The following is a 13,330-nucleotide window of genomic DNA, read 5'->3' as shown; positions in this document are numbered from 1 at the left end:
TTCGTATTATGAAAAAAGTATGTTGCATAATTTTAGGTTTATTAAACATCTTGCATGCGCAGGAAATTGAATTTAATGTATCTGTAAATAATGATACATTGTTATTGGGCAATTACCTGGAAGTGAAGTTTGAGATTAAAAATGGCAATGGAACATTTCAGGCACCAGATTTTTCTGGATGGAGCATTGTGTCGGGGCCTAATACTGCTTCCAGTTATTCATATATGAATGGGCAAGTGAATCAAAGCAGTTCGTATACTTACTATTTGGAAGCTCCGTCTGATGGAATTTTTGAAATTGGTGTTGCGAAACTTAAAACGGAGGATATAGAACTTAAAACACCAAGTTTAAAAATAGTAGTTTATCAAAATCCTGAAGGCGTTAGGCAGCATCCAAAGTTTAAATTAGATGAGCGTATAAATCTGCCAGAACCAATTCAGAAAGAAGGTTTGAAGAAAAAGAGAAAAGCAACAAAAATCTGATGCGGGCGAAATTTTATATTTTTTTCTTTTTTTTGCCAGGAATCCTTGCTTCTCAAGTGCGCTTTGAAACGAGCATTGATGCAGAAAGTGTTTTGCAAGGTAGTACGTTTCAAATTAGTTTTGAATTAAAGAATGCACAAGGAACAAATTTTAGGCCACCTGATTTTAGTCCTTTTCAAATTGTCTCCGGGCCTTCCAGATCTATGCAAACTTCAATTATCAATGGAGCCATGAGATCTTCAGTAGGATTTGTTTATGTTTTGACCTGTAATCAGGTTGGCACGTTTTTGATTAAGGAGGCTAGTATTCAAGTACAAGGTAAAACCTTATATACCAAACCTGTTAGTATAAAAATTGTAAAGGCAATGCAGAGCAGTAAGGCATCTGCAGATGTAATAATCCAGGCAAGTTTAGATAAGACAGAGGTTTTTTTGGGAGAACAATTAACGCTCAGTTACAAATTATACACGCGTGTTAACATCGAGAACATTGAATTGGGATCAAAACCATCATTAGATGCTTTTCAGGATCAGGCTGTAAATATGTTGAACAATCCAGTAAGGCGTGAAATTTTTAATGGAAGAGAATATACTACTAAAATACTTTCTAAAACGGTTTTGTATCCTATCAAAACAGGAACCTATATTTTAGACCCCACGGTGTATCGCATTGTTAAAGGGGAAGATGATCCTTTTGGATTTGGCATGCCATCCTTGTTTAATGCTCAAGTTGAAAATATTGTTACAAACGAATTAAGAATAAAAATTAAAGAATTACCGGTACCAGTACCTGATAACTTTAGTGGTGCGGTTGGCGATATGAGTTTTCAAGCAACTGGTTTATTAGCAGAGTATTCCATGAATGATGCTATTCATCTAAAAATCCAAATTCACGGAAATGGAAATTTCAATACAATCAAATCTAATTTTATTCAAAAAGACAGTAGTTTTGAAATCTCTGATACTAAATCAGGTGATATTATTAAAGTGACTGATGAACCTGCGATGACGAATACTCGTATGTATAATTTTCTGCTAGTGCCTAAGAAACCTGGTGCATTTATTTTATGCCCTGGCTTTTGTTATTTTAATCCAGCGCTTAAGAAATTCGTGCAACAAACGGATAGTTTTAAGATAAACATTGTTGAAGGCACAAAAAATACTACAGCAATTGGAATAGAAGAGGATATTCATGGATTCGTTGATCAGGTAAAACTTGAGTATGAACCTACACAATTATTTTTTCAGATCAAAACCTGGCTAGTTGCTTTATTTCCAATCTGTATTTTATTATTGGGCTATTTAAAAAAGTATTCAGAAAACCTTCGTATTCATAGAAATGCTAAAAAGATTTCGCCCGGAATGCAACTTGATAAATCACTTACCTTGGAGTATTTGGAATTTTTAGTAATCCAAAAGATGCGACAGGTATCTGATGGAAAATTTGAGGGTAATGATTTGAATACTGCTAAGCAATTTTTGAATGCTGAAATGAATTCTATGGAAGATGGTAGTTCTATTTTAAAAATAGTAAATCAGTTGGAAATTATAAAGTATAGCGGCGCTTATTCAGCAGATTTATTGTTGCAATTAAAAACAGACATCGAAACTATTTAATTTATAGTAGCAAATAAATTAATTTTTAAAAGAAGAGTATTTTGATTTATTAAAAATTAGTCCAATTCAGGCAATGGTGTTTGAAAATTTGACTGTATTTACTACCTTTAGTTCTCTATATGGTAATATACAATGTTTCAGTTAAAATCGACCCTCAAGTTCATGAGGAATGGTTAACTTGGATGCGCCTGCATCATATACCCAGAGTCTTATCTACTGGGAGTTTTTTAAAATCTCGAATTTCAAGGTTGGACATACAGGAAGACGACGGAATAACCTATATCATTCAATATGATGCTATTTCGCAAGAGGCATTAAATAATTATATGATACGATATGCACCAGCATTGCAAAAGGAGCATATCGAACGCTATGCAAATCGCTTTGTTGCATTCCGAACGGTTTTAGAAGTAATTGAAGAGCTTTTTCCGCATGAACGAAAATCGTAGAGCCATTCAATGGCTCATGATTGCAAATACTATTTCAGGAATCGCACAAGGGATTAGTATGTTGGCGATACCCTGGTATTTTGCAAAATCAGGGGAAGCAAATTTATTTGGTTGGTCATTTTTTTTAGCAAATATTTTTATGCTGTTTGTTGCTCCATTTAGTGGAGTCCTCATTGATAAGTATGATCGGGTAAAAGTTTTTATCTATTTATTTCTTTTCATTGGAATTATTGAATTGAGCATTTCAGCAATTGCTTTGCAATCTGGAGGTATAAAATTTCCTTTTATTTATCTGGTTTTTTTACTGACATTTCTTAGTTATTCAATACATTATCCTAATCTTTATGCACTAATTCAGCAAATAACACCTGCAGAAAAATATGGGAAACTTACTTCAATACTAGAAATTCAAGGCCAATTTTCTACGATTGTTGCAGGTGCATTAGGCGCGATCTTATTGGATGGCAGTGATGGCTATATTAAGATTTTGGGTATTCACTTAGGGTCATTCTTTCGATTTGAACCTTGGAAAATTGAATGGATATTTATCGTGGATGCAATCACTTATTTTTTAGCTGCATTGATATTGACAAAATTAAAATTTAAGCCTTTAGTGCAACTTCAGATAGATCATAGTCCGGTATTCATAAGGATGGCAGATGGGTGGCATTATTTATGGGGTCGAAAACATATATTGTGGTTTGGAATTTTTTCTTTAGGGATTTTTGCAACACTTATGGTTGAAAGTTTTACACTTTTACCTGCCTATGTTAAATATTGTTTAGATCAGGGTGCAGGCGTATTTGCAGCTGCTGAAATATATTATGCAGTAGGCGCATTAACCGCTGGGCTTATTATCAGAAAATTGTTTCACAAAATAAAGGTTCCGATTTCCATTTTAATAATGACCATGATTACCGCAGTAGGATATATTTTGGTAGCAATATTTCAAAGTACCTTACTACTCTTTGTTTATAGTGTTATTTTAGGATTGTGCAATGCAGGTACAAGAATTCAAAGGATGAGCTATTTATTTAGTGTGATTCCAAATCAATTTATGGGAAGAGTAAGTAGTATTTTTAATTTAAGTAATATTTTTACCAGAATCATTTTAACAGGTATTGTTTCAATTCCCTTATTTGGTCCCTCCATGCAAGTTCAATTTGGCTTGATCTTTCTTGGCATCTTTTTGTTACTATGTTTTGTAATATTATGGATTGTATATAAAAGACAAGGTGATAATTTAAAAACTGAATAACAGAAAGCGCCTTAGATATAAATTCTTAAATGATGATTGCTTTTAAATCTCTTACTTCGTATATTTACATGCTTTAAATTTTCTTAAAATGTATAAATATCTGCTTTTGATTTCAATTTTGTGGGTTTCATGTGCTTCCCCTAAATTGGCAATTTATAAAACAATTCCAAATGATGTAGCATTAATTGATTTGTATTTGCAGAAAAATCATAGGTTTGGCGTCAATTTCAAAGATTTTGACGAAGTGCCTCCTAAAACCTATCTCTTTAAAGGTCACTGGAAAGAGGCAGGAGAATCGATCCGGCTTGAATTTAAATTGAGTAAAAACGACATACCAGATATCAATGCTTTGTTTGACCCAAGCCTAAATGAGCATAGATCAGTAAAGATAATTGATAAGAAGACGGTTGAATTTAAAAAGAATGCAAAGCGCATTCATATTTGGGGACTTCCGTGTGTTAAGTTAGAATTAAAGAAGTAGTGTTTAGAAATCCTTACTAATTTTATCCTGGGATATTTTTCATTCAAAATCATTCAATATGTTAACTATTAAAATTGTTTGTCCTGGATGTAAACAAAATTTAGAATTTGGCGATGCAGATTTTGGAAGTGAACGTTATTGTTCTTCCTGTGGTAAATTGCTCATGGTGCCATCTGCAATACATTCAGCAAGATCAGAATCGAATGTATTTGAAAGCAGTGCACAGCATGCCCGAAGTTTATTTGCTGATTTAAAAGCAATTCCAATAAGACAAGAAGTGATCCCCATAGATCATACAAATATTAATTTACTATTGAAGGATTTTATCTTTTGGGCTGTAACACTTTTGGGAATTATTCCTTTATTGATTATAACAGTACGACAACCTTCAGCTCAGTTAACAATGTTTGCTTTGTTTTTTGCTTTTGTTTGGGGCGTCATATTTAAACGCTTTATTATTAATGATAACGGCACGAAGAATCTGGCTATCCCGGCTCTCTTTTTTACGGGCATTGTTGGAATCGGAAGTCTACTTTTTATATATCGTTTTTTGCCTGATTTTATTTTGCAACTTGCAGATAGTTCTAATTTATTAATTTCATTGCTGGGTTATGTGCTGCAAGTAGGAATTTGTGAAGAACTCATCAAATCTTTGCCAATTTTTATAGCGATCAAATGGTTTAAAAAAGATATCGGTCATTTATCACTCATTACAATTGGAGTATTTAGTGGTCTCGGTTTTGCAGCTTTTGAAAATCTCCATTATGGAGATAATGCTATCAACTCAACATATGCTAAAGCCATGAATTATGGTGTAGAAGGTTTAGTATCTGGTGTTCAGAATGCTATGGTCACGGTAATGTTGCGATCTTTGTCTCTTGTATTTTGTCATGCTGTTTTTTCTGGAATTGTAGCTTATTTTATCACCACGGCCTTAATTCGGAAAGAGAAAATGGGAGCCTTGATTGTATTAGGTTTTATGGTAGCTGCTACTTTACATGGATTTTATGATTGGTTTGCAGGAATTCAGCCAACTATTGCTGCTTTGATTGCAGGCTTGTCATTTGCATTATTTTATGGTTATTTGATCAAGCTTAAAAATTCAGAGAGACGACTTATTCTTTAATAAAAGCTTCATTTTTTATTTTACTAGAGCGTTAAAGTTCAAACATTCATTACAATTCAAAAAATATCCCTTGTGTATTTTATTTACACTTAAACGTGCTGTTAAAAGATCAATTTTAGGATGCCCACGAATAAGGCTGACCTGCCGCTATAATTCTTTGTTTGGAATTGGATAGGAGACTCAAGTTGTTTATAGAAAAGTGTAAACACTTGTAAATCAAATTTTAATATGGCATCATGGCAATTCTGTAATTATTTCGAGAGCAGTCTGTATCGCTGCACATCTTTATTTAATTTATTATTTGTTAAGGATACCAAGGGTGTTGATTGAAGTCATATTTAAGTATGATATTCATCAATTTTAGCCTGGGTAATTGTAAGCACTTTTGCATTCTGATTGGAATCTATGGCAGCATCAAAGGAGCTTATACATACAAAATGTTACCATTGTGGTAATGATTGCAGAGATCAAAATATATTTTTGAATGAGAAGTATTTCTGTTGTGAAGGCTGTAAAATGGTTTTTGAGATTCTTAACCAGAAGGATTTATGTACTTATTATGATCTCAATAAATTTCCAGGTTTAACGCAAAGTCAGAATATCTGGAGTGACCGCTATGCATTTTTAGACCATAAAGAAATAAAAGCAGATTTAATAAAATTTACAAATGGTATGGAAAGCCACCTCCATTTGTACCTGCCACAAATGCATTGCAGTTCTTGTTTATGGCTGCTTGAGAATCTGCCTAAAATGAATCCTGGGATACGATATTCAAGAGTAAATTTTACAGATAAAGAGATCTTTTTAATATTTAATGAGCAGGATACCTCCCTCCGAATAATTGTAGAATTATTAGCTACGATAGGGTATGAACCACATTTTGAACAGATCGGAATTCAACGGAATAAAAAATCAGGAAACAATCGGAAGAGAATTTTAAAAATCGGTATTGCAGGTTTTTGTTTTGCGAATATAATGATGCTGAGTTTGCCAGAATATTTATCAGGTGAAAAACTCAATGAAACAGATTTAAGCTTTGTTTTTACATTGCTAATTTTTCTTTTATCTCTTCCAGTTTTATTTTATTGTGCCATTGAGTTTTTTGAAAGTGCATGGAAGGGATTAAAGGTTAAATTTATAAATATTGATTTTCCAATTGCTTTAGCAATTTTATTAACTTTTGGTAGAAGTATTTACGAAATGCAATCCGGTCTGGGAAATGGATATTTAGATAGTATGTCCGGAATTGTTTTTTTTATGTTAATCGGAAGATATGTACAGGATAGATCATATCAATCTTTATCCTTTAATCGAACCTATAAATCTTTTTTTCCAATTGCTGTAGAACTCATCAAAAATGGAAAAGCGATTGCAACGCCAATTGAAAAAATTGAAATTAACGATCGAATTAGAATCCATAATGAAGAGATTCTTCCAATTGATGGAATTCTTATGAAAGGTACAGCTGCATTGGATTATAGTTTTGTAACCGGAGAAAGCTCCGTATGCTATCCAATGTATGGCGAACCTGTATATGCTGGTGCAAAGCAAACTGGAAGTAATATAGAAGTGATGACAATCAAGCCTGTGTCACAGAGTTATTTGACAAATCTTTGGAATCGTGACATTTTCAATACGGAACCAAAGTCAAAAGAAATGCAACTGGATAAATTGGGCCAGTATTTCTCTTTAGGAGTATTGTTAATTGCAATGTTGGCAGCAAGTTATTGGGTATTTCAAAACCGCATGGACCTGATGTGGAATTCCCTTACAACAATTTTAATAGTCGCTTGTCCATGTGCGCTATTGTTAGCAAGTAGTTATACCAATGGCAATGTTCTTCGCATTTTAGCGGAGAATAAATTATACATTCGGCATGCTGATGTGTTGGAAAAAATGACTAAAATTCAGCATATCGTTTTTGATAAAACAGGTACATTGACAACGCATTCAAATCCAACCATAGAATACAGAGGTATGGAGATGAATTCTGGATTAAAGGATAGAATTTATTCTTTGGCTATGCAATCGACCCATCCATTGAGTCAATTCGTTCAAAATTATTTTAATCAACAGCAAGAATTAAATGTCATCCATTTTAAGCAATTTCTAGGTGATGGTATTGAAGCCTGGATTGATGATCATCACTTAAAAATGGGATCCGCTACTTTTATCGGAAGGAAAGAATTAAAAAATCAGAATGCCTCTATGATACATTTTATGGAGGATGGAAAATACTATGGTGCACTTTCTGTCCAGCAACAATACCGAAAAGGTTTGCGGGAACTCATAAATTCCTTAAAATCAAAGTATCAAATATCGATGCTATCCGGAGATAATAATAGGGAGGTTTCCATTTTGGAAAAAATATTTTCTCCTGTTAAAAGTTTATTTTTTAATTATAAGCCATTAGAAAAATTAAAATTTATACAAGAACTTCAAGAAATTAAAAATCAAAAAGTACTTATGATTGGAGATGGTTTAAATGACGCCGGTGCACTTAAACAAAGTGATGTGGGAATTGCGATTACAGAGCATAAGAACAATTTTACACCAGCCTGCGATGCTATTTTAGATGGGTCTTCATTTCATAATTTAGCGGCTATTTTATCATTTGTTCGTTCAAGTCGAAGAGTGGTTCAGTTTTTATTTTTATATTCTGTTATCTACAATATTATTGGTGGCTATTTTGCATTACAAGGGATACTTTCCCCTGTTATTGCTGCGATTCTAATGCCGTGCAGCTCCATAAGTATTATTTTATTATCGTATGGATCTATCCATGGAATTGCCTTGGTGAACCGGTTAGTCACTAGTGATAAAAATCATATTGAAGGATGACCAAGGTCTGGATTCAACTTTTAGCCCTGTGTAATTTTGCCGATATTCGATTATGAGTGTAATTATTCTATTAATAGGAGTCAGTATTTTAATTGCCGGTGGCTTTTTAATAGCCTTTATTTGGAGTTCAAAAGATGGTCAATTTGATGATGTATACTCACCTCCCCGGCGAATTTTATTTGACCAAAAAAATAAAACTAAAGCAAACGAATGAATAATCAATTAGAAACTTTTCAGTATGATAACAAGATGCCAAAGTTGTTTGCTATGGCATCCATTTTTTGGGGAGCAGTTGGGATGCTACTTGGTGTTGTAATTGCATTTCAACTCGTATTTCCTGCCTTAAATTTTGATCTTCAATTTCTCACGTATGGAAGGGTTCGGCCAGTTCATACGAATGCAGTAATTTTTGCTTTTGTAGGCAATGGAATATTTACAGCAATTTATTATTCTCTTCCGAGATTATTGAAAACATCGATGTGGAGTCATAAATTAAGTAAAATTCATTTTTGGGGTTGGCAAACAATTATTGTTTTAGCTGCGGTAACGATCCTATCTGGATTTACTACTGGAAAGGAGTATGCAGAACTTGAATGGCCTATTGATATATTGATTACATTGATTTGGGTTGTTTTTGGTATTAATATGTTTGGTACGATATTGACTCGACGCGAACGACATTTATATGTTGCAATTTGGTTTTTTATTGCTTCTTGGGTGACCGTAGCAATGTTGCACATTGTAAATTCAATAGAAATTCCAGTAAGTTTATTTAAAAGTTATTCTTGGTATGCTGGGGTTCAGGATGCTTTGGTGCAGTGGTGGTATGGTCACAATGCAGTTGCATTTTTCCTGACAACACCATATCTCGGTTTAATGTATTATTTTTTACCTAAGGCTGCTGACCGACCGATATATTCATATCGTTTAAGTATCGTGCACTTTTGGTCCTTAATTTTTCTTTATATATGGGCAGGCCCACATCACCTATTATATACTTCGCTACCGGATTGGGCACAATCTTTAGGAACTGTTTTTTCAATTATGTTGATATTGCCTAGCTGGGGTGGAATGATTAATGGTTTATTTACATTAAGAGGCGCTTGGGATAAAGTGCGAGAAGACCCAGTATTAAAATTCTTTGTTGTTGCAATTACTTGCTATGGTATGTCCACATTTGAAGGACCCATGATGTCATTGAAAAGTGTTAATGCTATTTCCCATTATAGTGATTGGACGGTAGCACATGTTCATATTGGTGCCCTAGGATGGAATGGATTTTTAACATTTGGTATGATGTATTGGTTAATCCCAAAATTATACAATACACAATTATACTCAAAGAAACTTGCTTCCACTCATTTTTGGATAGGCACATTAGGTATCATATTATATGCAATTCCAATGTATTGGTCGGCATTTAGGAGTTATTTTATGATGAAAACCTTTACACCTGAAGGGCAATTGCAATATCAGTTTATGGATGTTGTTCAAACCGTAATGCCATTTTATTTATTAAGAGCAATTGGAGGTACTATTTTTCTTGTGGGTGTTTTTATAATGATTTACAATTTAATAAAAACCGCAAAAAAAGGAACATTTGTGGAGTCAGAAACAGCACAAGCACCTGCATTAAAAAGTGAATTGGCAGCTCCGAAATCTAGCTTTTGGCATAGTGTTATTGAACGCAAACCGATCTTATTGTTGGTGTTAAGTTTGGTAGTTGTTGGCATTGGAGGTTTGGTTGAATTAGTTCCTACATTTTTAGTTAAATCCAATGTTCCTACGATTTCAAGTGTAAAACCATACACACCGCTTGAGTTGCAAGGTCGCGATATATATATACGCGAGGGCTGTTATAATTGTCATTCTCAAATGATTCGTCCATTCAGGTATGAAGTGATGCGGTATGGTGAATATTCAAAATCTGGAGAATTTGTTTATGATCATCCTTTCCAATGGGGTAGTAAACGCACCGGACCCGATATCGCCAGAGTGGGTGGTAAATATCCAGATAGTTGGCATTTTAATCATATGCTGGACCCCCGGTCTATTTCACCAGGTTCCAACATGCCAAAATATCCTTGGTTATTTGAAAAAGAAATTGCCATAGGTACTACAAATTCTAAAATTCATGCTATGAGAAAAATGGGAGTTCCATATGCTGAAGGTTATGAATCAAAAGCAAATGAAGATCTTAACAAACAAGCAAACCTTATTGCAAATAATTTGAAAGGTGACAAAATTGAAATTTCTTCGAACAAAGAAATCATAGCATTAATTGCTTATTTGCAACGATTAGGAAAAGATACCAGAACCATTAATAAAAGATAATAGATTATGAAATTCAATAATTATTTGGAAAAAATAGCAGGCGTAGAAATTTATCCATTAATCTCCTTATTATTATTTGTGGTATTTTTTGTTGCTGTTACAATATGGGCTTTTAAAGCGAATGATGGCATGATTAAAAGAATGGAAAATTTACCATTAGACAATAAAGAAAATTAAAAACAATGAAAAATTTATTTTCTCATATATTTCTGAATCGTTTACTTGGAATTTTATGTTTTATTCCAGTATACTTATCAGGGCAAGTAGCACCTTCCCTGGCAACTCCAACTGTAAATAAACAATTGCCATTCGATCCAGATACAGCCCTTTATTGTATTGCATTCACATTGGCTATCGTGATTATATCGCTTACTGGGGTATTGCGTTCAGCAATTAAGTTTCATTTTAATCCAAAGAAAGTGAATGATACACTAAAATTATTTTTAATAGGTTTGATTCTTTTTTTTGGACTAGAGATTTCTCAAGCACAGTCGACAATTCCTTCAGCGACCAATTCTTCTATACGGTTTATTTTTAGTTTGCAAGGATGGTTTATGTTGATCATTATACTTATTGAGATATTAATTTTAATTTATATCCGAAAATGGATTCGTTATTATACCGGAATTGAAGCGTTTGAAAAAGGAAATGTGAAGCAAAGAATTAGTCTTTGGGATAAAATGAATGCATTTAAATCTATCGAACAGGAAGGAGATATTGATACTGGACATAATTATGATGGAATCCGAGAACTAAATAATATTACACCACCCTGGTTTACAGCAGCCTTTATGGGTACTATTGTTTTTGCTGCAATTTATTTATATAGATATCATATTGCAAAGTCGGCTCCTTTACAACTTTTAGAATATGAAATTACAATGAAGGAAGCAGATGCAGAACGTATATTGTATCTCAGTGGACAAGCAGACCAGGTAGATGAAAATTCAGTAGCGTTATTACCAGATGGTCAATTTGAAGAAGGGAAGGCTATTTTTAAGACAGCCTGCGTAGTTTGTCATGGTGATAAAGGACAAGGTATCGTCGGGCCCAATATGACAGATGATTATTGGATTAACGGAGGAAGTTTGAAAGCTATTTTTTCGACCATTAAATATGGAGTGATTGATAAAGGAATGAAATCCTGGAAGGATGATTATTCTCCAAATCAAATAGCACAATTGACGAGTTATATTAAATCCTTAAGGGGTACAAATCCACCCAACCCAAAAGCAGCTCAAGGTGAACTCTATAAGGAACCGACGGTGGTAGATACAATAAAATCAAAACCAGTAGCTAAGCAGGCGGTTGATTCTATAAAGTAAAATAAAAAATGAATTTAAATGAATTGCAAGAGCCAAAGGATTTTAGAGATCGGATTAGTTCGGTAACTGAAGGTGGAAAAAGAAAATGGATTCATGCATTGCAACCGGCTGGTAAATTTTATACATTAAGAACCTATAGTTCCTATTTTTATTTATTTATATTTTTTGTAATTCCTTTTATTTGGGTATCTGGCGAGCCCTTATTTATGTTGAATTTTCCAAAAGGAAAATTTATTCTATTTACTAAAATTTTCTGGCCTCAGGATTTTTTCATTTTTGCAGTTGCAATGATCACGTTTATCATTTTCATTGCATTGTTTACAGTTATTTATGGTAGATTATTTTGCGGTTGGGCTTGTCCTCAAACCATTTTTATGGAAATGGTTTTTCGTAAAATTGAATGGTTGATAGAGGGTTCTCCGAATCAGCAAAAGGCATTAAATGATAAACCGTGGGATTTTGACAAAGTATATAAAAAACTACTTAAACATGGTATTTTTTTGTTTATATCTTTTTTAATTGCAAATACTTTTTTAGCTTATATTATAGGAATTGATGAATTGTATAAAATAATTAAAGAGCCAATTTCTCAACATTTGAGTTTACTTGGTGGCTTAGTCTTTTTTACATTTTTATTTTATGGCGTATACGCCTATGTAAGAGATATTATTTGCACTACCGTTTGTCCATATGGTCGGTTGCAAAGTGTTTTGTTTGATAAGGATACCATGCAAATTGCATATGACTATACCCGAGGTGAGCCCAGAGGTAAAATTCAAAAGAACCAGGAGCGAAATTTTGGAGACTGTATTGATTGTAAAAAATGTGTTCAGGTGTGTCCAACCGGGATTGATATTCGGGATGGTGTACAAATGGAATGTGTGGGATGCACAGCATGTATTGACGTATGTGATGATGTCATGGATAAAGTAGGCTATCCTAGAGGATTAATACGATATGCTTCAGAAAATGAAGTTTCAGGTAAGGGTAAATTTAAATTTAATACCAGAATGAAAGCATATACTGCATTGCTTTCTTTTCTGATTTTATTTATGGCCGTTTTAATAGCTACCCGAAAAACAATTGATACCTATGTACAAAGAGCACATGGCCAGCTCTATCAGGAAATGGAAGATTCAAAAATTAGCAATTTATATACAGGAAAAATTATAAATAAAAGCTCAAAACAACAGCAGGTAAATATTAAGTTAGAGCACCTTGCTGGTGAAATTCGAATGATTGGGAATCAAAGCCTCAAATTAAAACCAGAAGCAATTCATGATTTTGAATTTTTTATAGTTTTGAATAGCAAGGATGTTTCTCAAAGAAATAATAATATTGAAATTGGAGTGTATCAGAATGGCGAAAAAATCCAGACTATATCCTCTGCTTTTTTGGGCCCTTTTAAATAAATGATC

12 protein-coding genes are annotated in these 13,330 nt (G+C 33.4%); all 12 read left to right on the top strand.

The window, feature by feature from the left end:
• Nucleotides 1-8: 8 nt before the first annotated feature.
• The 12 genes from IPO86_01040 to ccoG all read left to right on the top strand — a co-directional run bounded on the left by IPO86_01040 (nt 9) and on the right by ccoG (nt 13,324).
• Complete coding sequence (locus tag IPO86_01040) at nt 9-482, top strand: BatD family protein (protein MBK9726681.1); 474 nt, start codon at nt 9-11, stop codon at nt 480-482.
• Nucleotides 483-514: 32 nt separating this feature from the next.
• Nucleotides 515-2,098 (top strand): protein BatD, encoded by a 1,584-nt coding sequence (locus tag IPO86_01035; protein MBK9726680.1) that lies wholly within the window; start codon nt 515-517, stop codon nt 2,096-2,098.
• 119 nt (nt 2,099-2,217) lie between these two features.
• Nucleotides 2,218-2,547: a DUF4286 family protein gene (locus tag IPO86_01030; GenBank protein ID MBK9726679.1), complete on the top strand. Its 330-nt coding sequence runs from the start codon at nt 2,218-2,220 to the stop codon at nt 2,545-2,547.
• Entirely contained in the window at nt 2,531-3,805 is a 1,275-nt protein-coding gene (locus tag IPO86_01025; GenBank protein MBK9726678.1) for an MFS transporter, read from the top strand. Before IPO86_01030 ends, IPO86_01025 begins: the two co-directional genes overlap by 17 nt.
• Nucleotides 3,806-3,893: 88 nt before the next feature.
• On the top strand, nt 3,894-4,286 hold the full coding sequence (locus IPO86_01020; GenBank protein ID MBK9726677.1) for a hypothetical protein: 393 nt from the start codon (nt 3,894-3,896) through the stop codon (nt 4,284-4,286).
• Nucleotides 4,287-4,344: 58 nt separating this feature from the next.
• Complete coding sequence (locus tag IPO86_01015; GenBank protein ID MBK9726676.1) at nt 4,345-5,412, top strand: PrsW family intramembrane metalloprotease; 1,068 nt, start codon at nt 4,345-4,347, stop codon at nt 5,410-5,412.
• A 405-nt stretch (nt 5,413-5,817) separates the two neighbouring features.
• Nucleotides 5,818-8,253, top strand: coding sequence for a heavy metal translocating P-type ATPase metal-binding domain-containing protein (locus tag IPO86_01010; GenBank protein MBK9726675.1), 2,436 nt, complete (start codon nt 5,818-5,820; stop codon nt 8,251-8,253).
• 52 nt (nt 8,254-8,305) lie between these two features.
• Nucleotides 8,306-8,467, top strand: a complete 162-nt coding sequence (gene ccoS / locus IPO86_01005) for a cbb3-type cytochrome oxidase assembly protein CcoS (GenBank protein MBK9726674.1) — start codon at nt 8,306-8,308, stop codon at nt 8,465-8,467.
• Entirely contained in the window at nt 8,464-10,587 is a 2,124-nt protein-coding gene (ccoN, locus tag IPO86_01000) for a cytochrome-c oxidase, cbb3-type subunit I (protein MBK9726673.1), read from the top strand. Before ccoS ends, ccoN begins: the two co-directional genes overlap by 4 nt.
• A gap of 6 nt (nt 10,588-10,593) precedes the next feature.
• Nucleotides 10,594-10,764: a CcoQ/FixQ family Cbb3-type cytochrome c oxidase assembly chaperone gene (locus IPO86_00995; GenBank protein ID MBK9726672.1), complete on the top strand. Its 171-nt coding sequence runs from the start codon at nt 10,594-10,596 to the stop codon at nt 10,762-10,764.
• Nucleotides 10,765-10,769: 5 nt separating this feature from the next.
• Nucleotides 10,770-11,912 (top strand): c-type cytochrome, encoded by a 1,143-nt coding sequence (locus tag IPO86_00990; GenBank protein MBK9726671.1) that lies wholly within the window; start codon nt 10,770-10,772, stop codon nt 11,910-11,912.
• 8 nt (nt 11,913-11,920) lie between these two features.
• Nucleotides 11,921-13,324, top strand: a complete 1,404-nt coding sequence (gene ccoG / locus IPO86_00985) for a cytochrome c oxidase accessory protein CcoG (GenBank protein MBK9726670.1) — start codon at nt 11,921-11,923, stop codon at nt 13,322-13,324.
• The last annotated feature ends 6 nt before the right edge of the window (nt 13,325-13,330 follow it).

The organism is Saprospiraceae bacterium (genome assembly GCA_016717265.1).
In the GTDB taxonomy this organism is placed as follows: Bacteria; Bacteroidota; Bacteroidia; order Chitinophagales; family Saprospiraceae; genus Vicinibacter.
The sequence above is the reverse complement of the archived record's forward strand: the minus strand, read 5'-3'. Positions and strand labels throughout refer to the sequence as shown.